The sequence below is a fragment of the Salinisphaera shabanensis E1L3A genome, assembly GCF_000215955.2.
In the GTDB taxonomy this organism is placed as follows: domain Bacteria; phylum Pseudomonadota; class Gammaproteobacteria; order Nevskiales; family Salinisphaeraceae; genus Salinisphaera; species Salinisphaera shabanensis.
This window is the reverse complement of sequence record NZ_AFNV02000001.1, coordinates 82,623-106,018: the sequence shown is the minus strand read 5'-3', so window position 1 is coordinate 106,018 and position 23,396 is coordinate 82,623. Positions and strand designations below refer to the sequence as shown.

The 23,396-nt window shown below is 62.6% G+C and carries 19 protein-coding genes; 6 read left to right on the top strand and 13 right to left on the bottom strand.

From position 1 onward, the window contains the following. Positions 1 to 4: 4 nt before the first annotated feature. A complete protein-coding gene (locus SSPSH_RS00495; RefSeq protein WP_006913322.1) occupies positions 5 to 1,021 on the bottom strand; it encodes an AraC family transcriptional regulator in 1,017 nt (338 codons plus the stop codon). A 117-nt stretch (positions 1,022 to 1,138) separates the two neighbouring features. Here SSPSH_RS00495 and SSPSH_RS00490 point away from each other — a divergent pair, with 117 nt between their 5' ends. From SSPSH_RS00490 to SSPSH_RS00480, 3 genes are read left to right on the top strand one after another with little or no spacing between them, the layout of a single operon-like run. Continuing rightward, on the top strand, positions 1,139 to 2,740 hold the full coding sequence (locus SSPSH_RS00490; RefSeq protein WP_006913323.1) for an FAD-binding oxidoreductase: 1,602 nt from the start codon (positions 1,139 to 1,141) through the stop codon (positions 2,738 to 2,740). Positions 2,741 to 2,743: 3 nt separating this feature from the next. Continuing rightward, positions 2,744 to 4,282 (top strand): glycerol-3-phosphate dehydrogenase/oxidase, encoded by a 1,539-nt coding sequence (locus tag SSPSH_RS00485; protein WP_006913324.1) that lies wholly within the window; start codon positions 2,744 to 2,746, stop codon positions 4,280 to 4,282. Then, a complete protein-coding gene (locus tag SSPSH_RS00480; RefSeq protein ID WP_006913325.1) occupies positions 4,279 to 5,832 on the top strand; it encodes an FGGY-family carbohydrate kinase in 1,554 nt (517 codons plus the stop codon). Before SSPSH_RS00485 ends, SSPSH_RS00480 begins: the two co-directional genes overlap by 4 nt. Here SSPSH_RS00480 and SSPSH_RS00475 read toward each other — a convergent pair. From SSPSH_RS00475 to SSPSH_RS00455, 5 genes are read right to left on the bottom strand one after another with little or no spacing between them, the layout of a single operon-like run. Beyond that, positions 5,829 to 7,280 (bottom strand): hypothetical protein, encoded by a 1,452-nt coding sequence (locus tag SSPSH_RS00475; RefSeq protein ID WP_152522696.1) that lies wholly within the window; start codon positions 7,278 to 7,280, stop codon positions 5,829 to 5,831. The genes SSPSH_RS00480 and SSPSH_RS00475 overlap by 4 nt on opposite strands. An 8-nt stretch (positions 7,281 to 7,288) precedes the next feature. Beyond that, on the bottom strand, positions 7,289 to 8,026 hold the full coding sequence (locus tag SSPSH_RS00470) for an SDR family oxidoreductase (RefSeq protein ID WP_006913327.1): 738 nt from the start codon (positions 8,024 to 8,026) through the stop codon (positions 7,289 to 7,291). Beyond that, positions 8,023 to 9,351: an FAD-binding oxidoreductase gene (locus SSPSH_RS00465; RefSeq protein WP_006913328.1), complete on the bottom strand. Its 1,329-nt coding sequence runs from the start codon at positions 9,349 to 9,351 to the stop codon at positions 8,023 to 8,025. Before SSPSH_RS00465 ends, SSPSH_RS00470 begins: the two co-directional genes overlap by 4 nt. 20 nt (positions 9,352 to 9,371) lie before the next feature. Beyond that, positions 9,372 to 10,832, bottom strand: coding sequence for a UbiA family prenyltransferase (locus SSPSH_RS00460; protein WP_006913329.1), 1,461 nt, complete (start codon positions 10,830 to 10,832; stop codon positions 9,372 to 9,374). Between the two features lie 36 nt (positions 10,833 to 10,868). Next, positions 10,869 to 11,813, bottom strand: coding sequence for a lysylphosphatidylglycerol synthase transmembrane domain-containing protein (locus SSPSH_RS00455; RefSeq protein ID WP_006913330.1), 945 nt, complete (start codon positions 11,811 to 11,813; stop codon positions 10,869 to 10,871). Positions 11,814 to 12,183: 370 nt separating this feature from the next. Here SSPSH_RS00455 and SSPSH_RS00450 point away from each other — a divergent pair, with 370 nt between their 5' ends. Further along, on the top strand, positions 12,184 to 13,932 hold the full coding sequence (locus SSPSH_RS00450) for an acyl-CoA dehydrogenase (RefSeq protein WP_006913331.1): 1,749 nt from the start codon (positions 12,184 to 12,186) through the stop codon (positions 13,930 to 13,932). 9 nt (positions 13,933 to 13,941) lie between these two features. Here the strand turns inward: SSPSH_RS00450 and SSPSH_RS00445 are convergent, their stop codons facing one another. After that, entirely contained in the window at positions 13,942 to 15,180 is a 1,239-nt protein-coding gene (locus SSPSH_RS00445; RefSeq protein ID WP_006913332.1) for an NAD(P)/FAD-dependent oxidoreductase, read from the bottom strand. A gap of 129 nt (positions 15,181 to 15,309) precedes the next feature. Between SSPSH_RS00445 and SSPSH_RS00440 the strand changes: the two genes are divergently transcribed. After that, the gene (locus SSPSH_RS00440) at positions 15,310 to 16,176 is read left to right on the top strand and encodes an MBL fold metallo-hydrolase (protein ID WP_006913333.1); all 867 of its coding nucleotides are present in this window, start codon (positions 15,310 to 15,312) and stop codon (positions 16,174 to 16,176) included. 131 nt (positions 16,177 to 16,307) lie between these two features. Further along, on the top strand, positions 16,308 to 17,132 hold the full coding sequence (locus SSPSH_RS00435; RefSeq protein WP_006913334.1) for a sulfite exporter TauE/SafE family protein: 825 nt from the start codon (positions 16,308 to 16,310) through the stop codon (positions 17,130 to 17,132). A 49-nt stretch (positions 17,133 to 17,181) separates the two neighbouring features. On the opposite strand, the gene arsH is transcribed toward SSPSH_RS00435, so the two are convergent. The 6 genes from arsH to SSPSH_RS00405 form a co-directional block, all read right to left on the bottom strand. Continuing rightward, on the bottom strand, positions 17,182 to 17,886 hold the full coding sequence (gene arsH, locus SSPSH_RS00430; RefSeq protein WP_006913335.1) for an arsenical resistance protein ArsH: 705 nt from the start codon (positions 17,884 to 17,886) through the stop codon (positions 17,182 to 17,184). Positions 17,887 to 17,910: 24 nt separating this feature from the next. Continuing rightward, positions 17,911 to 19,206, bottom strand: coding sequence for an arsenic transporter (locus tag SSPSH_RS00425; RefSeq protein WP_006913336.1), 1,296 nt, complete (start codon positions 19,204 to 19,206; stop codon positions 17,911 to 17,913). Between the two features lie 72 nt (positions 19,207 to 19,278). Then, positions 19,279 to 19,695 (bottom strand): arsenate reductase ArsC, encoded by a 417-nt coding sequence (locus SSPSH_RS00420; RefSeq protein ID WP_006913337.1) that lies wholly within the window; start codon positions 19,693 to 19,695, stop codon positions 19,279 to 19,281. An 18-nt stretch (positions 19,696 to 19,713) separates the two neighbouring features. Then, positions 19,714 to 20,082, bottom strand: a complete 369-nt coding sequence (locus SSPSH_RS00415; RefSeq protein WP_006913338.1) for a metalloregulator ArsR/SmtB family transcription factor — start codon at positions 20,080 to 20,082, stop codon at positions 19,714 to 19,716. A gap of 180 nt (positions 20,083 to 20,262) precedes the next feature. Then, entirely contained in the window at positions 20,263 to 21,228 is a 966-nt protein-coding gene (locus SSPSH_RS00410) for a zinc-binding metallopeptidase family protein (protein ID WP_006913339.1), read from the bottom strand. A gap of 324 nt (positions 21,229 to 21,552) precedes the next feature. Then, entirely contained in the window at positions 21,553 to 23,163 is a 1,611-nt protein-coding gene (locus tag SSPSH_RS00405) for a long-chain fatty acid--CoA ligase (protein WP_006913340.1), read from the bottom strand. Between the last annotated feature and the right edge of the window lie 233 nt (positions 23,164 to 23,396).

The following is a 23,396-nucleotide window of genomic DNA, read 5'->3' as shown; positions in this document are numbered from 1 at the left end:
CCGCTTATTCGTTCAACAAGCCGGTGCGTTCATAGCGCATGCGACGCCAGGCGAGCGGCGTCACGCCGGTCCAGCGCTTGAAGGCACGCTGAAACGCGCTCTGCTCGGAGAAACCGAGCCGATGGCTGATATCGCCAATGGACAGGCCGGCATCGACCAGAAGCCGAAGAGCTAGCGTATGGCGCGCATTGTCCAGGCTCTGTCGGAAGGTGGTGTTCTGTGTTTGGAGCCGATGTTGCAGAGTGCGGTCGTTGATCTGGAGAGCTTCAGCAGCGTCAGTCAGGGTTGGCGGCGGGGCGCATAGGGTGGCCAGCAACCACGCCTGTAATTGTCGCAGCGTCTCGAGCGACGGCGCGCGGCGTGCTTTCTGGTCGAATTCGGCGCTGACATAGGCGGTCAGCTGCGCATCGGCGCCGTGCAAAGGCAGTTCGAGCAGGCCGGGGTCGAAACATAATTGGCTGGTGGTACAAGAAAACCGTACGTCGCATTGGAAGAATTCGCGATAGATGGCCGGGTCACCCTGGGCACGATGGCTGAATTCGACGCATTGCGGCGACTCATTGCGTCCGCTTGCCCATCGCGCGAAACACAGCCACGCGGCGAACGCTTCTTCGATGACGGCGGGCATGACGACGTCCGCACTATGCCATTCGATCGCCACATCATCGGAACGTTCGACAAAACGGCCTTCCCCGATCGAGTTCACCAGATGCGCAAACCGTGCCTGGTAGGACAAGGCCTCACCGAGCGTGGCGCTATGCCGTAGCAGAAAGCCCAGGCGGCCCCAGCGCTCGGGTTGGGCCGTGGTGCCGAATTCGAGGCCGAGCAGCGGGTTGTGTAGATGGGCGATGCCCGCGGCCAGAAGCCGTTCGTAGTGCACGGCTTCGATAGTGCGTTGTGGTAAGGCGAGTGCGGCTGAATCGAGCCCGGCCTGTTGCAGCAGCGTCGACCGCTTGAGCCCCTGTGTTTGCAGATAGTCGAGCAGGGCGCTGATCAATGATGCGGCAACAGTGGCTTGCATACGATATCCGGCCCGGTGTACGCGTCGTTATTGTCTCGCGATTGCGTACTGAGTCAATTTTTTTGACTCTAAGTTTCGCTACTTTCGATGCATCAATCGAACACGATCACGATACGCATGCGGCGATGGAACGGCTGGGGCGACGACACCTTCGACAAGACGCTGCCGGCGACGGCGCGTGCTTTTCTGGAGTCGCGGCTTGGGCGCGGCCAGGTGCTACCCGATGAAAGCCTGGCCAACGCCTGTGCCCAGGTACCCAAATCGCGCCTGGAGGCGCGCACGGGTTTCGACCGCTCGGCCGAGGCACGGTTGCGTCATGCCCACGGCCAGAGTTTTGCCGACTGGGCTGCCCTACGTCATGGCCATGTCGGCCCGTTTCCGGATGCGGTGGCCTGTCCGCAAACACATGACGAGACGCGAGCGGTGCTCGACGCTGCGCGTAAAGCCGGTGCCGTCGTCATTCCCTACGGTGGGGGAACCAGCGTGGTTGGCCATTTGAAAGTCGTCGATGATGGCCGGCCCGTCGTCAGCGTCGATATGAGCCGTAATGCTCGCCTGCTCGATCTCGACCCCCATGACCGCATCGCACGGATCGGTGCCGGTGCGGCCGGCCCGGTCGTCGAAGCCCAGCTGCGCGCGCATGGCTTCGTGCTTGGCCACTATCCGCAATCGTTCGACTATTCCACGCTTGGCGGCTGGGTGGTCACGCGCTCGGCCGGGCAACAGTCGCGTCGTTACGGGCGTATCGAGAACCTGCTGCACAGCGCTCGGCTGGTCTGCCCGCGAACGGATTTCGACGCGGGCGGGCAGGTTGCCTCCTCGGCCGGGCCGGATCTGCGCGAACTCGTGCTCGGCAGCGAAGGCCGGCTGGGTATCGTCACCGAAGCCGCGGTACATATTTCGCCGGTGGCCGAGCGCGAGTCGTTTCATGCGGTGTTCTTTACCGACTGGCCCGCCGCACTCGCCGCCGCGCGCGCAATCACCCAGGCCGGTTTGCCGGTATCGATGCTGCGAGTCTCCAACGAAGAAGAAACCGATACCCAGCTGCGTATCGCAGGCCACGAGTCGGCGATTGCCTGGCTGCGGCGCTATCTTGGCGTTCGCGGTATCGGCAATCGGCCGGCCATGATGATGATCGGCGCGACCGGCAGCCGCCGCCAGACGCATCGGCTACGGGCCGATACGCTGGCGCTGACCCGTCGTGCGGGCGGCGTCCACGTCGGTACGGCCATGGGCCGGATCTGGGCGAAGAATCGCTTTGCCGGCGCCTATCTGCGCAACGGCCTGTGGGATGCCGGTTTTGCGGTCGACACCATGGAAACCGCCGTGCCGTGGTCGCAAGCCTCGGCCACCATGAGCGCCATGCAGCAGGCGGCCCACGTGGCGCTGCATGCGTTCGACGAGCGCGCGTTGGCGTTCGCACACCTATCCCATGTCTACGGCGCGGGCTGCAGTATCTACATGACCGTGGTCTGGCGCCGCGGCGCCGATTACGCCACCGACATGGCCCGCTGGCGTGCACTCAAGGGCGCGGTGAGCCGGGCGATCGTCACTTGCGGCGGCACCATCAGCCACCAGCACGGCGTGGGCGTGGATCATGCCCCGTATCTGGCAGACGAGAAGGGCGAGGCCGGGATCGGCCTGATCCGCGCCGCGCTCGCCGAGCTCGACCCGCAGGGCATGATGAATCCGCACAAACTGATCGCGAAACAGGCCTAGCTTATGTGGACTCAAGACTGGCGATCGCGTTTCGAAGCGGCCGCCGAACAGGCATTCGATGTGCTCATCGTCGGCGGCGGCATTACCGGCGCGGGTGTCGCGCTGGAGGCGGCGCGTGCCGGTCTTCGTGTAGCGCTTATCGAGCAGAACGATTTCGCGTCCGGTACCTCGAGCTGGTCGTCCAAGCTCGTACACGGTGGCCTGCGTTATCTGGCCAGCGGCGACTGGCGGCTCACGCGCGAGTCGGTACAGGAACGCCAACGTCTGATGCGTGACCTGCCCGGTCTGGTATCGCCACTGGACTTCATGCTGCCGGTCTACGCGCACGACAAACCGGGGCGCTGGGCATTGCATGCCGCGCTGGGTGCCTACGACCTGATGGCACGCAAACGTTACTCGCACTACATGAAGCAGGCCGACTTTCTCGGCCATATGCCATACCTGAACACCGAAGGCCTCAAGGGCGGCTTCGTCTATCGCGATGCGCTCACCGACGATGTACGCCTGACCCTGCGTGTGCTCATCGAAGCGCACAGCCACGGCGCGCTGGCGGCCAACTATGTCCGGGCCGAGCAGTTGCTGTTCGAGGGCGATACGGTCGCCGGCGCCCGAGTGACCGATAGCGAAACCGGACGGTCGTTCGATATTCGTGCGCGTGTGGTGGTGAACGCGACCGGGCCCTGGAGCGATCGCCTGCGTGCCCAGGTCGATGGTACGGCCCAGCTGCGACCGCTGCGCGGATCACACTTCGTTTTCCCGTTCCATGTGCTGCCGGTTGGGCGCGCGATCACGTTGTTTCATCCCGACGATCGCCGGCCGCTGTTTGCGATTCCCTGGCAGGGGGCGACCGTGTTTGGCACGACCGATCTTGATCATGAACAGTCGATCGACGAAGCGCCGCGTATGAGCGTCGCCGAGTCCGAGTATCTGATTGCCGCGGCGCGCCATTATTTTCCGGCCTGCGATATGCAGGCAGCCCGGGCGCTATCCAGCTTTGCCGGCGTGCGGCCGATCGTGCGAGGCGCGGCGGGCGCATCGGCTTCCGAAGAATCGCGCGAATCGTCGATCGAGAACGAAAAAGGCTTGATCACTGTCACCGGCGGCAAGTTGACCACTTTTCGTGTGACCGCCAACGATGTGCTCGAACAAATCGGCAACGCGCTTGACCGACATTTCGAGCGCAACGAGAAGGCACCGATCATCCACGGCGTGCCGGTCGGTGGACAGACGCGCGGCGTAGTGCGCCATGGCCCGGCGTTCGCTGCAATGGATCGCCAGGCGGACGACGATATCGCGCTCGGCACCACCGACTATTGCCGACGCGAGCTGCGTTTCGCGCTCGCGCATGAGGCGGTTGCCCACCTCGACGACCTGATGCTGCGGCGTACCCGCGCAGGCCTGCTGCTCGAACAGGGCGGTCTGGCCGAACTGGCCGCGCTCGAGCCCATCGTTTGCGATGCGCTCGGCTGGGACGCCACACGTTGGACACAGGAAGTCGATCGCTATCGCGCGCACTGGCAACAGGTCCACGCACCGGTATGACCGAGCTCGACCGGCTGCTGGCCATCGATATCGGCACCCAGAGCGTTCGGGCGCTGGTGTTCGATCGGGAGGGCATGCTGCATGCGCGCGTGCAGGTGCCGATCGAGCCGCCGTATCACGCGCCCGAGCCGGGGTATGCTGAACAAGATGCCAACGTGTTCTGGCTTGCCATGGCCTCGGCATGCCGCCGGCTGCACGAGAACGAGCCCGCACTGGGTCAGCGGATCGCGGGCCTCGCGCTGACCGCACAACGGGCGACCAGCGTTTTTGTCGACGCTGAGGATGAACCCATCGGCCCGGTAATTTCCTGGCTCGACCAACGTCGCGCCGGCACGGTGCCCGCGCTGCCACGGCTATGGCGCACGTTGTTTGCCGGCCTTGGACTGACCACGACGATCGATACCTTCCAGCGTGCCGCGCCGGCGAACTGGCGCGCCGCGCACGCGCCCGATGCGCATCGGCGCACCCGCCGCGCGGTGTTGCTGTCCGGCTATCTGGTGCATCGGCTCACCGGCGTATGGCGCGATAGCGTGAGTGCCCAGGTCGGGTATTTGCCGTTCGACTACAAACGCCGACGCTGGGCATCGCGATTCGACTGGAAATGGCGTGCGGTCGCCATCGAACGAAAGCAGCTGCCCGATCTGGTCGAGCCGGGCGAACCGCTCGGTGCGCTCACGGCCTCAGCCGCCGAAGCGCTGGGTCTGGCTCGCGATCTACCCGTATTCAGCGCCGGCGCGGACAAGGCCTGTGAAGTTCTCGGCTGCGGCGCGATCACGCCGGAAACCGCCTGTGTATCGCTGGGCACGACGGCCACGATCAACACCTGCCGTGATGTCTATCGTGAAGTCACGCGCTTCGTGCCCGCCTATCCGGCGGCCATGCCCGCCCGTTTCACCGACGAGATCCAGATCTATCGCGGCTTCTGGCTGGTGTCGTGGTTCAAGCACGAATTCGCGCTGGATACGATCGATGCCGCGGCTCGCGAACAGCGCGCTGCCGAGGCGTTGCTCGATGAACGTATCGCGCCGATTGCGCCGGGTAGCGACGGCTTGTTCGTGCTGCCGACCTGGTCGCCCGGGGTACGTATACCTGGCCCGGAAGCGCGCGGCGCAATGGTCGGTTTTACCGATATTCACACCCGTGCGCATGTCTATCGGTCGATTCTCGAAGGCCTGGCGTTCGCGTTGCGTGAGGGCCGCGAACGTATCGAAAAGCGTACGAAGACGCCGATCACGCGGCTGCGCGTATCCGGCGGTGGTTCCCAGTCCGATCAGGCCATGCAGATACTCGCCGATGTGTTTGCGCTACCCGCCGAGCGTGCGCACACGCATGAAACCAGCGGTCTGGGGGCGGCGATCAACGCCGCCGTGGGGCTGGGCTGGTATGCCGATCATGCGAGCGCGGCACAGGTGATGGTGCACGAAGGAACCCGTTTTGAACCCAACCCTGCAGCGGTGGCTACTTACGACGAACTCTATCGCGAGATATTCGTCGGTCTGTACGACCGTTTGAAGCCGGTGTTCTCTCGTACTCGCGAGATATTGAACTAGAGCGAGTCGCGTCCGCGCACCCGGTTGAGTGCACGCGTGGCCATAACCGCCAGCGTGGCGGCGATAAATGGATTCACCGAAAAGCGAAAACGCTGGTTCTCGTCCACTTCGAAGGCGTTGCCGATCACGCTGACATACATGATGTTCAGCCACAGAAAGATTAGCGTGGCCTCCACCGCACTTACGCGACGTTTAATCGCGCAGCGAATAAGCAGATACAGTCCATAGAGCACCGCCAGCGTATAGCCGATCGCTACCAGGATGCCGATCTGGCCGGCTTCGAGATCGAATTTCGGCTCCGTCGGGTATTTGGGCTGGCCGGCCAGAAGCAGCGAAAACACGCGGCTGTAGGGTTCGATTGCGGCCCGGTTGTCCTGCAGGAACGGGTAATCGCTGGAGGGGCGCATGAACATCAACCAGGCCGTGCCCATGGATTGCAGATAGACCTCGGGGTGGATACGCACCGACGCGATCGCGTCTTCCAGCGCCTGTTCGGATACATCCGCGTAGGCGAGATGGTTGTAGTTCACGTGGCCGGTGGATTTGCGTTTCTGGTCGAGTACCGTGATGCCCGTAGGCTCGACATCGTCGAAGATGTCGGCGTATGCCTCGGGCGTGTTGAACGGAAAATCCATCAGCGCCATGTCGGAGAGTTCGCCGGCGTCGACCAGGCGCTGGCGTTCGGGTTTGTCGATGGCCAGCGTGGTGAGTTTGGACAGGCTCATGCCCATCCAGTCCGATGTGGCGAAATGACCGGTCACCATCACGTTCTTGCCATAGAGCGCGAACACCAGCGCCAGCGGAATTACGGCCGCCGCGAACACGGCCTTGCGATAGCCGGGCAGCACCAGCGCACAGAACAGGGCGAGTACGACGAACCACTGCCACTGGAACATCGAGCGCGTATAGATCAGCGCCGCCATGGCGAGAAACATCGCGAATGCACGGGCAAATGTGAAACGCTCCATGCACAGATGAAACAGCCAGGCGATCGTGCCCAGCAGTGAAAGGATCATCAGCGTGTAATAGGGGATCGCCTCGTAGAGCACGAGCGCGGGTGTGAGCATGAACAGCGTGGCCACGCCGAAGGCCAGTTTTACGCTGTCTGTAAGCTTGTGTACCAGCGAGTAGAGCAGCAAAACGCTGGTAATCGCCATCGCGCTATAGAGTGTACGAAATGCGATGGTCAGCGTAAGCGGATCGTTGCCGAGTTTGAGCACCCACCCGATGATCAGGTTGTACAGCGGCGGTTGGCCCGGCATATAGAACAGGCTCTCGGCCAGGTTCTCGCGCAGCAATACCGGATCGAGAATCTGCCATGAGGTCGCGATCGGTTCCAGATCGAAGCGCACGCCCGCAGCGAAGAAACAAAGCCGAGACAGGATATACAGGCCGATCAGCCAGACCGCCGGATGGGCGCCCGGGTAACGGAGCTCGTCTTTTTTCATGGCACGCGTCATAGGCCAGTGCGATGAAATATCGCCCGCGGCAGCGACGTGATGACGGTCATGATCAAACGCCAGAAGCCTGGCGTGTAGCACACGGCCGTACCTTTCTCGATGGCCTTGTGAATATCGGCGCCGACTTTCTCGGGGCTGGCAAAGAGCGGGCCCTTGTCGAAATCCGCGGTCATGGGGGTATCGACCATGCCGGGGCGGATGGTCACGACCTGAACGCCCGCCTTGAACAGGCGATGGCGCAGCCCGTCCAGGAACGCATTCAGACCTGCCTTGGCGCTGCCGTACACATAATTGCTGGCGCGGCCGCGATCGCCGGCCACCGACGAAATCGCCGCGATCGTGCCATGACCTTGTCGCTCGAAGCGGTTGCCGATATCGGTAAGCAGCGCGATCACGCTGACCGCATTGGTATGCCAGGCGGCAACGGCGGCGGCCGGATCAGCGGTACAACTGTCTTGATCGGGCAGGGTGCCGTAGGCGATCAGCACCGTATCCAGCCCGCCGAGCGCGGCCTCGGCGGCATCGATCATCGGCGCATGAGCTTTGAGGTCGTCGGCGTCCATGACCTGCGTGGCCACGGTGGATGCGCCGCGCACTTTCAGGTCGTCGGCAATAGCCGTCAGCCGGGCTTCGTTGCGCCCGGTCAGAAACAGCGCATCGCCGTTGGCAGCAAAACGACGGGCGGTCTGTTCGGCGATGGTCGAAGTCGCGCCGACGATCAGGATCTTTCTCATGAGGGGCTCGTTGTTGTCGACGTCACGCGTCGCCAGAAATTCGAGGAAAACGCCGGGTCGACGAATCCCTGGAAGCGTTCCAGATTGGGGAAATACTCGCGGAACGCAGCGGCACTCATGCGTGCGTCCTTGGCCGGATAAACCGCCCCGCCGGCCGCGCGCACGATGTCGTCCAGCGCGTCGAGCAGTTCGAACGTCTCGCGCCCACGGTTGGGGAAATCCAGCGCCAGTGTGACGCCAGGGCGTGGAAACGACATCAGCCCCGGCGATTGCACATCGCCGAATACCTTGAGTACCGACAGGAACGACCCCGCGCCGGCCGCGGCGATGCGTTCCAGCAGCTCGGCGACGGCGGTGCGTGCATCGGCATGCGGCACCACGCACTGATACTGCAGGAAACCGTTGGGCCCGTAGGCGCGGTTCCAGTGCTTGATACCGTCCAGCGGATAGAAATAGGGCTGATAGTGCTGGGTATCGCGGCTGCGCGCCTTGAACTTGCGCCGAAAGTAGAGCGTGTTGAGCGGTCGCAGCGTGACCGGGTTGATCATCGACACCGGGGTAACGAAGGGAAACGTCGGCCCACCGCGCTTGCGCGGGTCCGGCTGTTGGCCGAGCGCAGGTTTGTGATTGGCCCGCATGAACCAGCCCCGACCGAGATTCGTCCCGCGCGCGCTGCAATCCACCCAGGCCACGGTGTATTCGTAGTCGCGATCGGAGGCCGCGGAAATATCGAAGAACTCGTCCAGATTGGCAAAGCGCAGCGTGTCCACGTCCATATACGGGCCTTCGATACGCTTGAGCGCGATCGTGGCCCGCGTGAGCAGGCCGGTCAGGCCCAGCCCACCGACGGTAGCCGCGAACAGGTCGGCGTTTTGTTCCGGCGTACACACCACCGTTTGGCCATTCGAGCGCAGTAGTTCCAGCTCGCGCACATGACAACCAAAGGTGCCGGCGACGTGGTGATTCTTGCCATGCACATCGTTGGCGATGGCCCCGCCCACCGACACGAACTGGGTGCCCGGTGTAACCGGCAGAAACCAGCCCTGCGGCACCACGAGTTCGAGAATATCGGCCAGCAACACGCCGGCCTCGCATTCGATCACACCCGTGGCCGGGTCGAAGGCAATGAACCGATCGAGGCTGCCCATGTCGAGCAACATGCCGTCGTTGTTCAGACAGCTGTCGCCATAGCTGCGGCCGTTGCCGTAGGCCAGCACCGGCGTATCCGAAGCGGGCAGGGCCGAGGGCCGCGCGCCCGGGCGCTGGACCCGCGCGGGCTGGCTGGCGGGGTAGCGACCCCAGGATGGATGGCTCGGTGCGGTCATGTCGCTAGCCTATACATCGATCAGATCGCCGAAAACATGATCAGCGCGCCCAGGAGCACGCAGATCCGACTGCCGTTGTCCTTGGCCGCGAACACGATCGGGTCGTCGTGCATCTGGCCGCGCAGCGTCTTGAGCCAGATACGGCTGATCCAGTACAGCACCACGGGACACAGCAGCCAGATACGGGCCGGGTGTTCGTAATGATTGGTGATATCCGGGCTGTTGATATACAGCGCCAGGATCACAACGGCGGTGTAGCCGGCGGCCGTGCCCAGGCTGCGTAGTGGCGCCAGATCGTCGGCGATATACCCGCGCCCCAGCGGCGCATCGCCGCTGTGTTTTTCCATCACCAGCAGCTCGGTGCAGCGCTTGGCCATGGCCAGGCTCAAGAAGATCGACATCGACAGCGCGAGCAGCCAGAACGACAACGGAATGCCGGTGGCCGCGCCGCCGGCGATGATGCGCAGCGTATAAAGCGCGGCCAGCGTGAGCACGTCGATCAAAGCCAGCTGTTTCAGGCCCAGCGAATAGGCCAGAGTGACCAGGTAATAACAGCCCAGTACCAGCCAGAAGAACGGTGGCAGAAACGCAGCAATTACGATGGCCGCCCCCAGCAGGATCGGAATCGCCATCACGCCCTGGGCGATAGGAATACGCCCCGAGGCGAAGGGGCGCTCACGCTTGCGCGGATGCTGGCGATCGTCGCCCAGATCCACCAGATCGTTGAGGATATACACGCTCGATGCGAGCAGGCTGTAGGCGACGAAGGCCAGAACCGCCATCGCGATCATGGCCAGATCCGCGTACTGGTGTGCCGCCAGTAGCGGTACGAAGATCAGTACGTTCTTGGCCCATTGGTGCACGCGCAGTGCCTTGGTCCAAGTGCGCCAGGTGGTCTTTTCCGGCGGAAAGCTCGCGTCCACGTCGTAGGATTCGTTCGCGCTGCGCTCGAGCTTGTCGCTGGCATTGACCAGCACGGCCTTGCGTGCATGTGTCCAGATCGCGTTGTCGACTTCGTGATCGCCGGCGTAATCGAACGGCTTGTCACCGACTTGGTTGCGAATCGCGGCCAGTTTGTCCTTGCCGGAGAGGTTGGTCCGGGCGTCACTGGCGAGCACCACGTCGAACAGCTGCAGATGGTCTGCCACCTGATGGGCGTATTTCTCGTTGGCCGCGGTGGCCAGGATCAATTGCCGGCCCTTGGCTTTTTCTTCTTTCAGATAGGCGATCAGGGGCTCGTTATAAGGCAGATGCTCGATGCGGAGATCGGCACGATTGGCGATTTCCGCCTTGAGCGTGGCGCGGCCGGCGCGCAGCCAACCCGGCAGCCGGACCAGGCTCTGCGGCGAGCTCTTGGCCAGCACGAATGCCGATTCCACCAGCAGGTCGGAATGCACCAGGGTGCCGTCGATATCGACGACCAGCGGTATATCGGCGATGTGCGTCTCGGCGGACGATACAGAAGAGACCTGCGAACTCATTCGAAAGAACCTGTAAGAAGTGAAGCGCTTGGCATATCAGCTAGGCAAGACCGCGCGACGGCGATCAAGTTCGATCGCGGCCAGACTGATCAGCCCGAGTACGACCGCAAACCACAGCGTTGCCACGCGTGCAATCAAGGTAATGGCAAGCGCGGTGGTGGCATCGACGCCAGAGAGTTTGAGCAGCAGCACCATGACGGCTTCGGTACTGCCCAGGCCCCCGGGAATGAACGACAGCGCGCCCACGAGCATGCTCACTGCATAGATGCCGATCGCGGTGAAAAACGCGAGTTCGATATCCAGCCCGTGCGCGATTACATACAGCGAGACGCCTTCCGCCGCCCAGGCCACAACGCCAACGGCCAGACCGGCATAGAGGGGTTTGCGTCCGAGCAGGGCAAATGCCTTATCCCAGGCGGAGACCGCACCGTGCATCAGGTTTTGAAGTTTGCCCTGCGGGTTGGCCGTGCGCTGTTGCATTTTTACGAGCAAACGGCGCTGGCGGATCGCGAACAGCAGCGCCGCGAGTGCGGCCAGGGGCACGACCACCCACCAGATATAGTTCGAAAACGCGATGAGCACGAGCATCGAAAGCAGGGCGATGGCCAGCAAGTCGATGAAGCGTTCGGCAAAGAAAGCCGCCAGGCTGTGTGCGTACGACACGCCGTGGCGCACCAGATAGAGTGAGCGCATGCCTTCGCCGGCCTTGCCGGGCGTTGTAGTCAGCGCGAAACCGGCGATATAGATGAAGCCGTCGCGCAGCACACCCACGCGATCGCCCAACCAATACAGATAGCCGTGCCAGCGCGCGAAACGCAGGGCGTAATTGAACAGTGACAGCGCCAGAATCGCCAGCCACCAGTGCAATTCGAGCTTGCGCATGGCCGCGAAGGTACGCTCGGCGTCGATACCGGTGATCAGCGTGAAGTAAAGCAGCAGCGCAAGGCCGAGCGAAATGGCGATTGTTCTTTTACGGGGCAAGGCACAGCCTCATGGCAACGCCGCCGATAATCGGCGGCCGCGGATTATTAATAGCGACACGCTGAGCGAGAGTCGTGCCCGCACAGCCGAACACGCGCTCGACGCGCGCTCTGTCTTGATCCCCGCTCGTGCCTCGAACGAAACGTTCGAATACGTGTAGCTTAGCGCAAACACGATAGTTCGCAGCAAGTCGACGCGCCATGTGCGGGTCGATCTGTTTTCGTAAATAAATATTACTGTCGGCGTTTAGGCAACAGAATAGGCGGTGGGCTTATCGACCAAGCTGCCCGTAACGCTGCTTTCCCCTAAAATACGGGGCCTGTTAGGCGGTCCGCGTGCCGCCTACTTCGTTTCAACCGCGAGACCCACTATGGCCGAATACCGTGCACCCACCCGCGATATGCTCTTTGTGCTCAACGAAGTGCTGGATGATCAACGCATTCGCGACCTGCCCGGCTATGACGACTACGAGCCGGAGACCGTCTCCGCAGTGCTCGACGAAGCCGCGCGCTTCGCGTCGGATGTGCTCTCACCGCTCAACCGGCCCGGCGATTCCGAAGGCGTGCACTGGAGCGAGGACGGCATCGTGGCCGCCCAAGGCTTTGGTGCAGCCTACGGCCAGTATGTCGAAGGCGGCTGGAACGGCCTGACCGGCTCGGCCGACCATGGCGGCATGGGCATGCCGCGCGTGCTCGGTGCCGCGGCCATGGAGATGTGGAACGCCGCCAATATGTCGTTCGCGCTGTGTCCGTTGTTGACCGCCAGCGCGGTGGAAGCATTGGAAAACCACGGCAGCGACGAACTCAAACAGACCTATCTCGACAAGCTCGTCACCGGTGAATGGACCGGCTGTATGGATCTGACCGAGCCCCAGGCCGGCTCCGATCTCGCCCAGGTGCGCAGCAAGGCTGAACCCGACGGCGACGCCTATCGTCTGTTCGGCCAGAAGATCTATATCACCTGGGGCGAGCACGACATGGCCGATAACATCATCCATTTCGTGCTCGCGCGTCTGCCCGACGCGCCGGCCGGGGTGAAAGGCATCTCGCTGTTTCTGGTGCCCAAATACATTCTCGACGACAACGGCAATCCCGGCGAGCGCAACGACATGCGTTGTGCCTCGGTCGAGCACAAGCTCGGCATTCATGCCTGCCCGACTTGCACCATGACCTACGGCGAGGACGGCCAGGGCGCGCTCGGCTATCTCGTGGGCGAGGAGAACAAGGGGCTGGCGCATATGTTCACGATGATGAACGCCGCCCGTCATGCCATGGGCGTCCAGGGCCTGGGCATTGCCGACCGCGCCTACCAGCGCGCGCTGGCCTATGCCCGCGATCGGCAGCAGGGCGGGCGCGCGATCGTCGAACACGGCGACGTCAAACGCATGTTGCTGTCCATGCGCGCGCAGACCGACGTGCTGCGGGCCATGTGCCTGGATTCGGCCAGCGCTCTGGATATTGCCGAACGCAGCGATAACGAAGACGAGCGCGCCGCGGCCCAGGCCCGAGCCGATGTGATGATCCCGGTGGTCAAGGCCTGGGGCACGGAACTGGGCGTGGATATCGCCAATACCGGCATTCAGGTGCACGGCGGCATGGGCTTCGTGGAGGAAACGGGTGCGGCCCAGTACCTGCGCGATGCGCGTATCGCGCCCATCTATGAAGGCACCAACGGTATTCAGGCTATCGACCTGGTCGGGCGCAAGCTCATTCGCGACGAAGGCCGGGGCATGCGTGCGCTGATTGCCGATATCCGTGCCACCGCCGACGGCAGCGCCGAGGGCGCGAACGAGCATCCGGCCTTGTCCGACGCCCTGGACCTGCTTGAAACCGCGACCAATACTCTGCTCGAAGCCGGGCGCGACGCCGCCATGGCCAATGCCTTCAACTATCTCATGCTCTGCGGCACCGTCTTCGGCGGTTGGTATGCCGCGCGGATCGCGGACGTGGCCAAGAAGGCGCTGGACAGCGGCACCGACGAGCCCGACTTCTACGAAGCCCGTCAGGCATGTGCCCGTTTCTATGTGCGCCAGATCCTGCCCAAGGCCCGTGGCTATGCGGCGATGGTCGAAGGCGGGCCGGACGTGATCGACTGCGTCGACGCAGAGCGCCACCTCTAGGGCCTGGCGCTACTGGGTGAGTTCGGGCAGCGGGCGCGGATGCGGCCGCCGCCAGTCGTGGCCATGCAGCATCATCTGCCAGTACATCATCGGGAAGATGTGACGCTTGAACAGCCAGTGCAGGCGTCGCGGCTGGCGCGGGTCGAGCGGAAAACTGGAGACCACTTCCTGGTCGTAGCGGAATTCGGCCAGCAGCACGCGGCCGTGCTCGACAGTCAACGGGCAGGCGCCGTAGCCGTCGTATAGCGGCGCGGCTTTGCCCATATCGAGCTTGTTCAGAACGCCGTCGACAACGGTCGGTACCTGGCGGCGCACGGCGGCCATGGTCTTGGCATTGGGCGTATCCGTGCAATCGCCGAGCCCGAACACGTTGTCGTAGGTCGTATGTGCCAAACGGTGTCGGTCCACGCTGACCCAGCCGGCGGCGCCAGCGAGCGGGCTGTTGCGAATCACGTCCGGCGCCGACTGCGGCGGCACGACGTGGAGCATGTCGAAGTCGCGGGTGATATCGCCTTCGGCGGTTGCGAAGACGGCCTGGCCCCGGTCGCCGTCGACGGCGATCAGATCGTGGCCGAAATAGGGCGTCGCCCCGTAGCCGGCAATCACCTTGTCGAGTTCGCGGGCATAAACCGGCACCCCGAACATGCTCGCGCCCTGGTTGTAGAACTCAAGCGTGGCGTTCACACCACGGCGGCGCAGCGTGTCGGCGGTCAGGTATAGCGCCTTCTGCGGTGCGCCGGCGCATTTGATGGGCATGGCCGGCTGAGTGAACAGCGCCCGCCCGCCAGCGAGGGTACTCGCCAGTTCGTGCGTGTAGGGCGCGTGATCATAATGATAGTTCGATGTCACGCCGTTGCGCCCGAGCGTTTCCACAAGCCCGTCGATCGCATCCCAGTTCAGTTGCAGACCGAGGGCAACCACTAAAACGTCATAGCTGTGCGTTGTACCGCCGGCCACCACCACCTGGTTCGAATCGGGCTCGAGACGTGCCACCGAGTCGCGGATCCACTCGGCGCCCTCGGGCATCACATCGGCCTGCGCCCGGCGCGTGTGCTGTTGCGGCATATCGCCACCACCCACCAGTGTCCAGCCCGGCTGGTAGTAATGATCGGTGCTGGGTTCGATCACGCTGACGTCGAGATCGGGGTGGCGGCGCAGCAATGCGGACGCTACCGAAAGACCGGCGGTGCCGCCGCCGGCGATGAGAACGCGATGATGGGTCGTGGTGGCATTCGAGGGATCGGTCATGGCTGGAGTCTTCTGATGTACGGGCTGCATCGAGATACAATCCCCGCGTTTGAGTTATTAGTAAATTCTTTAAAGTTATTAATAATGGCTTTAAAGCGCCGGAATGTTATCAGCGAGACGAGATATTCAATGGATATAGATCAACCCGAAGTCGTGGGTTTTTTCGATCACAAGACGTTCAGCGTTCAATATGTCTGTATCGATCGCGTGAACAACCGCTGCGCGATCATCGACCCGGTGCTCGACTACGACGAGAATGCAGGCCGTACGCGTACCGACTCGGCCGACGAAATCATCGAGTTCATTGCGGCACGCGGACTCACGGTGGACTGGATTCTCGATACCCATCCGCATGCCGATCATCTCTCGGCTGCGATCTATCTCCAGCAACACTTCGATGCGCCGCGAGCGATCGGCGAGCGTGTTGTTGAAGTCCAGAAACTCTGGAAGAAGATCTACAATTTCGGCGACGACTTCGCCACGGACGGCCGCCAGTGGGATCGCCTGTTCGCGGCGGGCGATCGGTTCAAGATCGGTGAGCTCGAAGCGCAGGTTATGTGCTCGCCCGGCCATACGCTGGCGTCGATCACTTATGTGGTAGGGGATGCGGCATTCGTGCACGACACCTTGTTCATGCCCGATTTCGGCACGGCGCGCGCAGACTTCCCTGGCGGCGATGCGGCGACACTGTATCGCTCGATTCAGCAGATACTCGAACTGCCGGACGAGACCCGCTTGTTTACCGGCCATGACTACATGCCCGACGGCCGGGCGCCGCGCTGGCAATCCACGGTGGGCGAGCAGCGCGCGCACAACCCGCACCTGCAAGGGGTCGACGAAAACGCCTATGTCGCCTTGCGTAAGGCGCGCGATGCCGAACTGCCCCTCCCGGCCCTCATGCTCGCTGCACTGCAAATCAATACCCGCGGCGGACAGCTGCCCGAGCCGGAAGATAACGGCACCGCCTATCTGAAGATCCCGCTCAACGCGTTTTGAACCATCTCGGCTTGGCCGATCCGCCTGACCGGATAGACGACGCCGCGACCAAGCCGTGCTTATATTTCTTTAAACTATAAACATAGTCGATAAAGTTATAATGCGAACTCAAGCGCATTAATGGAGCAAGCGTGCTGAGCGTGTTCTTCGGTGTTCTCATCGGGCTGGCGCTGGGCCTGACGGGGGGCGGCGGCTCGATCTTCGCGGTTCCGCTGCTGATCTACGGCCTTGGCTTGCCGGCGCCCGAAGCGGTTGCGGTCTCGTTGGGTGCCGTTGCATTGACGGCCGCATTCGGTGCGGTCGAGGCCGGATGGCGTGGTCTGATCGAGCTGCGTGCCGGGTTGATCTTTGCGGTGGCGGGTGTGGTGAGCGCACCGCTCGGGGTTCAGCTGGGCGATCGGGTCAGCGATACGTTGATCGTGTCGTTGTTTGCGGCGGTAATGGTTGTCGTGGCGGCGCGTATGTTCGTCAGCGCACGGCGAGCCGGCGACGACACCCGCGTCGTTCGCGCCCGTCCGGCAGCCAATGCCCACAACGATCCGGGCACGGTCTGCCATTACAGCCGCGACGGCCGGCTGCGTCTTAATGCACCATGCAGTGCAGCGTTGGTTGCTGCCGGACTCGTCGTGGGTGTGATGTCCGGCTTTTTCGGGGTCGGCGGCGGGTTTCTCATCGTGCCCGCGCTTATGCTGATCACCGAAATGGGCATTCACCGTGCGGTGTCGACATCGCTATTGGTTATCACGCTCGTGGGTTTGTCCGGCCTGGCCTCGGCGGTATTTGCCGGGCGCGATATGGACTGGGCGCTGACCGCGTTATTCATCCTCGGTGGCTTGATCGGCATGGCCGGTGGGCGGTCGTTGTCACGCTATCTGGCCGGCCCGGCGCTTCAGTTCATTTTTGCCCTGGCGATGATCGCGATTGCGGTCTTCATGCTGGTCAAGACGTTTCTATAGTCCTGTCGCAGCGTGGGCTGCTCGGTTGAGAACGCGCTGTTGCTTCCAGTTAAATGGAACGCTGGTTTACCCGGCTCGATAGCGCTTGCGGGCTTTCCACTCGTTCAGAGTACCGATCGGTCAGATAGTCGTTCTGATCGCGCAGCAGCAGCGTGAACTTCATCAGCTCTTCCATTACGTCGACGACACGGTCGTAGAACGGCGAGGCTTTCATGCGGCCGGATTCGTCGAATTCGTTGAAGGCTTTCGGCACCGAAGACTGGTTTGGAATGGTGACCATGCGCATCCAGCGCCCGAGAATGCGCAGGTTATTGACCACGTTGAACGACTGCGAACCCCCGCAGACCTGCATCACGGCCAGCGTGCGGCCCTGGGTCGGGCGCATGCCGCCAATCGAGAGCGGCAGCCAGTCGATCTGGCTTTTGAATACGCCGGTGATATTGCCGTGGCGTTCCGGGCTGCACCAGACCTGACCCTCCGACCAGAACGATAGCTCGCGCAGCTCGGCCACCTTCGGATGGTCGGCGTCGCCGTCGTCCGGCAACGGCAGGCCGTGCGGGTCGAAGATACGGGTTTCGGCGCCGAATGCCTCGAGCAGCCGCGCGGCTTCTTCGATCAGTAGACGGCTGTACGAGCGCTCGCGTAGCGATCCGTAGAGCAGCAGAATACGGGGCGCATGGCCCGCCGTCTGCGGGCGCACCGTCAGGTGTTCGCCTTGCAGGTTGGGCAGATCGGTTAAGTCGGCATCAGTCATGACAAGCGCTCCCAAACATTGAAATCACGGCCCCAGAAAGGCGAGCCAGCCGGCCAGTGCTGTGAGCGTGACCAGTAGAACCGGTACGGTGAGCACGATGCCGATCCGAAAATACTGGCCCCAGCCGATGGCCAGGCCTTTGCGCGATAGCACGTGCAGCCACAAGAGCGTGGCCAGGCTGCCGATCGGCGTGATCTTGGGCCCGAGATCGCTGCCGACCACGTTCGCATAGACCATCGCGTGATGCGCCAGCCCGGATACCTGGCTCGCGTCGATCGACAGGGCGACGACCAGCACCGTGGGCATGTTGTTCATCACAGACGACAGGAAGGCGGCCAAGAATCCCGTGCCGACCGTTGCCACCCAGAGCGATTGCTGGCCGAGCATATCTAGCAGGCCGGCCAGGTAGTGGGTCAGGCCCACGTTCTGAAGGCCATAGACCACGAGATACATGCCCAGCGAGAACACAACGATATCCCAGGGTGCGCCGCGGATCACCTTAATGTTGTCGACGACCGTACCGCGCTGGGCGATCGCAAGCAGTACGCTAGCCCCGAGGCCGGCAACCACGCAGACGGGCACGCCAACAAGCTCGGCCGCGAACAGACCGACGAACAGCAGTGCGAGCACCCACCAGCCCGCTTTGAATACGGCGCTATCCTTGATGGCGTCTCGCGGCTCGCGTAGCTCGCCGGGATCGAAGCGTGCGGGAATTGCGCGGCGGAAATACCAGAATACGACCGCTATCGAAACCGCGACAGACACGACATAAACTGGCGCCATGACCGCCGCGTATGAGCCGAAACCAAGACCGAAGAAATCGGCCGAGACGATATTCACCAGGTTCGAAATCACCAGCGGCAGACTGGCGGTATCGGCAATGAAGCCGGCGGCCATGACGAACGCCAGCGTCGCGCCCGCAGAAAACCCCAGCGCCAACAGCATCTCGAACACGATCGGCGTGAGAATGAGTGCGGCACCGTCGTTGGCGAACACGGCGGATACCAGGGCGCCGAGCAGCATCACCAGCACCAGTAGTCGTGGCCCGCGACCGCCGCCGAGCCGCGCCACATGCAGGGCAGCCCATTCGAAAAAGCCGGCTTCGTCGAGCACCAGACTGATCAGAATGATGGCGACGAAAGTGAACGTCGCATTCCAGACGATCCCCCACACGGTAGCGATATCGCCGATATCGACCACGCCGGTCGCAAGCGCGACCAGGGCGCCGGCCGACGCGCTCCAACCAATGCCTAGCCCGCGTGGCTGCCAGATCACCAGCGTAAGCGTGGCAACGAATATGAGAATGGCGAGAATGGTCATAACGAGGTTTATGCGGCAGACAAGCCAGTCACGCCGTAGGGCATGATGCTTTCGTAAGGGGGGTCGCCAGAATCAGGCAGCCGGCAAGTCAGCAAGCAAGGCTTGGACGCGCTCTCGAATCGCATCGCGGGTGCTGATAAACACTTTCTCGAGTTCTTCGCGACTACCCTCGGCACGGGCCGGATCTGCCAGCCCCCAGTGCAGCTTGCGCGTGCCGGCCGGCAACAGCGGGCAGTGCTCATCGGCATGGCCACAGACGGTGACGACGATATCCGCCCAATCGATATCCGACTTGTCGAGAATCGACGAGCGCTGGGTGGAAATATCGACGCCGGCGGCTTGCATGGTGGCGACCGCATTGGGGTTGAGCCCGTGGGCTTCGAGCCCGGCCGAGCGCACGGCTACGCGTTCGCCGCCCAGATGCCGGGTCCAGCCTTCGGCCATCTGTGAGCGACAGCTATTGCCGGTGCATATATAGAGAATATTCATGCGAAATCGATTTGCGGGTTAGCTGGCACAACGATCGCCGGGCCGACCGGCCATAGTGGCCAGTCTTTGTGTATCGCTGATGAAAGGCTCGCACTTCGCGTTGGCCTCGCGGGTCGCGTCGATGACCCGGCGGGCCCAGCTGGGCAGCTCCTCGGCGATGCGGTAATGCACCCAGTTACGCTCACGTCGATCGTCCACCACGCCGGCATCGCGCAGCAATTTCAGATGGCGTGAAATCTTGGGCTGCGACAGCTCAAGCGCGTGTACCAGCTCGCACACGCATAGCTCGTCGTGAGCGGCAACAAGCATGAGACAACGCAGCCGCGTATTGTCCGCGAGCGCTTGAAAGAAGTCTTCGGCAACCAGTCGTTCAGCCCGATCGTCCATGGTATTCGATAATTCGTATATATGAAAAATAGAATATATGAATTTTCGAATGCGTCAATACAGGGCCGCCGTGCCCGCGCGGCGATCACGTCAACGTTAGTTGCGGGTCGCCGTACCTCAGCCCTGCGCATGCGGCTCTGGCCGGCGAACCAAGTCAGCCGGGCGCCGCGCCCGGACAGGTCAAAGACCCTGCGCGCCGCGCCGTAGCCAGCCATGCACGAACGCCAGCTTGCGGCGTGCGGCATCCGAGAGCACGAACGGATAAAGATCCGACAGCCCCATGGACCGATTGACGTGGTTCACACCCGTCGCAAGCGACGCGGCGACATGAATAAGACGCTCGGAATCCGGCTCGGCGTAGGGGTCCCAGCCGCGGTCGGGCAGATCCGGTGACGATAAACCGGCCGCTACGAAACTGTCGGTGATATCGGTCAGATGCAGCAGATGGGCCACGGTTTCGGCCCAGTCCTCGTGCGGATGCGCTGACGCATAGGTGGTCAGAAACCGCAGCGACCAGTCCGGCGGCGGGCCGTTCTCGTAGTGGCGCTGCAGGGCCGCGCGGTAATCGGCGCGTTCGTCGCCGAACATGTCGCGAAACGCATCGAGAAAATCGTCGCGCAGGCTCAGCCGCCACCACAGCATATGCGCGATCTCGTGGCGCATATGACCGATCATGGTCCGGTAGCGCTCCTGCAGGGCCTGGCTGCGGGTAACGCGTACGACCGCGTCGGCCTCGGTCACGCTGATCGTGACCACGCCGTCGACGTGGCCCATGGCCACGGGCGCCCAGTCTTCGGCAATCATATGAAATACCGGCCGGGTGCCCGGGTCTTCCGGGCGGAACCAGTGCCAGCGGCCGAGGTTGTCCAGCGCCCAGCGCTTGGCCGCTTCGGTTTCTGCCCAGTTCGCCATGGCGCCCGCGACGTCTGGGTCCGGGGCGAGCGCGGTCATGGCACAGGAACGACAGAAGGCGCCTTGTTCGGGGGCGATCCAGTTGCAGCCGATCACCTCGCGGTTGATACAGAAAGGCGGCATCGGCACGAAAGCCCGGGCCTGCGGGTCGTAGGCCACGGGTGTGCCTTCGGCCGTGGTGAGGTTGTCGAACCAGAGCGAGCCCGAGCCGACAGGATTGGCGAATACACGCATGTAGTAAACGCTCCAGAGAGCAAAGAAGTAATAATCAGCCGACAAATAAGCCGATAGAAGCCTTACCGTAACCTAGACGGGGGCCCGCACGTGATCGCGCGCGCGGTATGGCAGCCGCAAGGCGTAACACGCGGCGGGTACGCTTACGTCCGGTCTGGTTATCGTACGCGCTCGCACAAGCGCTGGGCGCGACCGATGAAGCAGGTTATAGGGTGGCGTGCGATTCGAGCCTTAACGTCGGCCGCGTCGTCGCCGTTGCGGCAAGTCGCGTGAAAAAAAGCCCGGCCTGCAATGCAGGGCCGGGCTTGTATCGCCGGGCGCTGATCAGGCGTTGTCGAGCAACTGCTTGCGCAGATCCAGTTTGCTGAACTTGCCAGTCGAGGTGCGCGGAATTTCATCCACGAACACGTAGTTCTCCGGCACCATCCATTTCTCCATGCGCTCGCGCAGGAAGGCAGCCAAGTCTTCGGCCGAGAGCTCGCGGCCTTCACGGATTACCACAGCAGCAAGCGGGCGTTCGCCCCATTTTTCGTCGGGCTGGGCGACGACAGCAGCTTCGGCGACGTCGTCGTGGCCCATGATGGCGTTTTCCAGCTGGACCGAGGAAATCCACTCGCCGCCGGACTTGATCACGTCTTTGGTGCGGTCAGTGATATTGATATAGCCATCTTCGTCGATCGTGGCGATATCGCCGGTACGCAGCCAGCCATCGGCGGTGAACTTGTCTTCGCTGTTCTCGAGACGATAGTAGCTGCCCGTGATCCATGGTCCGCGGACCTGAATCTCGCCCATCTCCTTGCCGTTCCATGGCAGCGGTTCGCCCTCATCGCCGACGATGCGGGTATCCACGAACGGGACCGGCGTACCCGCGGTCGCACGGATGGCGTACTGCTCATCTTCTGAGCGCTGCTGGATATTCGGCTTCAAGCGGGCGGCGGCGGCCAGCGGCGAGGTCTCGGTCATGCCCCAGGCCTGAATCACGGTCAGCCCGTACTTGTCGAAGCGACGGATCATGGCCTCCGGCACGGCCGAGCCGCCGACCGTCATGCGCATTTCCGGATGCAGCTTCCAGCGGTTCGGCTCGGCATCCAGGGCGTTGATGATGCCCATCCAGATCGTCGGCACGCCGGCCGTGACGTTGACGTTTTCGGACTCGTAAACCTTGAGCAGGCTTTCTGCATCCATATGCGGGCCGGGGAAGACCTGCTTCGCGCCGGTCAGCGTGGAGACATAGGGCAGGCCCCAGGCGTTGACGTGGAACATCGGCACCACGGGCAGAATCACGTCGTTGTATGACAGATTCAGGGTATCGGGGGTGGCCGAAGCCATGGCATGCAGCACGCTGGAGCGGTGCGAATAGACCACGCCCTTGGGCTTGCCGGTGGTGCCCGAGGTGTAGCACATGCCGCAAGCGTCGTATTCACTCTTCTCGGGGTATTCGAATTCGCCCGAGGCCGAGGCCAGGAAGTCGTCGTAGCTGATCATGCCTTCAGGCACGGGTTTGCCGGCCAGTGGTACGACGACGATCTTCTCGAAGTTCACCTGGTCGGCGAATTTCTCGTAGAGCGGCAGCAGAACATCGTCGATGATCAGGATACGGTCTTCGGCATGGTTCACGATCCAGGCCACGTCGTCCGGCGGCAGGCGCAGATTGAGCGTGTGTAGCACCGCGCCGGTGATCGGGATGCCGAAATAGGCTTCCAGATGCGCGTGCGTATTCCAGGAGAATGTCGCCACGCGATCGCCGTGCTTGATACCAGCGTCAGTCAGCGCCTGTGCCAACTGCTTGGCGCGCTTGACCATATCCGCATAGGTGTAGCGGTGCAGGCTCTTGTCGGGCATGTGGGTCACGATTTCCACATCGCCGAACTGGGTGCTCGCGCGCTCGAGAATATCGTCGAGTAGCAGCGGGCGGTCCATCATCGTGGATTGCATGGGATCTCCTCTAACATGGGTTGTTGCCGGTGTAAGGCGTTGTTCTATTAACCAGCGCCGAGCATCGCATTGGCATAGTCGTATCGTCCATATTCGTTGGTCTATACCAGTAACCCGGCCCCATCATGCATAGTAATAAATATTACCTTGCATGCTCTTATGCCGTGTGAAACAGGGTTTTAATTGATCGCCACGGAACACGGCGACCTGTTCAGCTGCCATACGTACTCCAG

Bases quoted from the DNA above. Each gene is read 5' to 3' on its own strand.
- SSPSH_RS00415 (WP_006913338.1), bottom strand. From the start codon at position 20,082: ATGGACGATCGGGCTGAACGACTGGTTGCCGAAGACTTCTTTCAAGCG.
- SSPSH_RS00470 (WP_006913327.1), bottom strand. From the start codon at position 8,026: ATGAGAAAGATCCTGATCGTCGGCGCGACTTCGACCATCGCCGAACAG.
- SSPSH_RS00485 (WP_006913324.1), top strand. From the start codon at position 2,744: ATGTGGACTCAAGACTGGCGATCGCGTTTCGAAGCGGCCGCCGAACAG.
- SSPSH_RS00440 (WP_006913333.1), top strand. From the start codon at position 15,310: ATGGATATAGATCAACCCGAAGTCGTGGGTTTTTTCGATCACAAGACG.
- SSPSH_RS00410 (WP_006913339.1), bottom strand. From the start codon at position 21,228: ATGCGTGTATTCGCCAATCCTGTCGGCTCGGGCTCGCTCTGGTTCGAC.
- SSPSH_RS00475 (WP_152522696.1), bottom strand. From the start codon at position 7,280: ATGAAAAAAGACGAGCTCCGTTACCCGGGCGCCCATCCGGCGGTCTGG.
- SSPSH_RS00450 (WP_006913331.1), top strand. From the start codon at position 12,184: ATGGCCGAATACCGTGCACCCACCCGCGATATGCTCTTTGTGCTCAAC.
- SSPSH_RS00495 (WP_006913322.1), bottom strand. From the start codon at position 1,021: ATGCAAGCCACTGTTGCCGCATCATTGATCAGCGCCCTGCTCGACTAT.
- SSPSH_RS00420 (WP_006913337.1), bottom strand. From the start codon at position 19,695: ATGAATATTCTCTATATATGCACCGGCAATAGCTGTCGCTCACAGATG.
- SSPSH_RS00465 (WP_006913328.1), bottom strand. From the start codon at position 9,351: ATGACCGCACCGAGCCATCCATCCTGGGGTCGCTACCCCGCCAGCCAG.
- SSPSH_RS00445 (WP_006913332.1), bottom strand. From the start codon at position 15,180: ATGACCGATCCCTCGAATGCCACCACGACCCATCATCGCGTTCTCATC.
- arsH (WP_006913335.1), bottom strand. From the start codon at position 17,886: ATGACTGATGCCGACTTAACCGATCTGCCCAACCTGCAAGGCGAACAC.
- SSPSH_RS00405 (WP_006913340.1), bottom strand. From the start codon at position 23,163: ATGCAATCCACGATGATGGACCGCCCGCTGCTACTCGACGATATTCTC.
- SSPSH_RS00490 (WP_006913323.1), top strand. From the start codon at position 1,139: ATGCGGCGATGGAACGGCTGGGGCGACGACACCTTCGACAAGACGCTG.
- SSPSH_RS00480 (WP_006913325.1), top strand. From the start codon at position 4,279: ATGACCGAGCTCGACCGGCTGCTGGCCATCGATATCGGCACCCAGAGC.
- SSPSH_RS00460 (WP_006913329.1), bottom strand. From the start codon at position 10,832: ATGAGTTCGCAGGTCTCTTCTGTATCGTCCGCCGAGACGCACATCGCC.
- SSPSH_RS00425 (WP_006913336.1), bottom strand. From the start codon at position 19,206: ATGACCATTCTCGCCATTCTCATATTCGTTGCCACGCTTACGCTGGTG.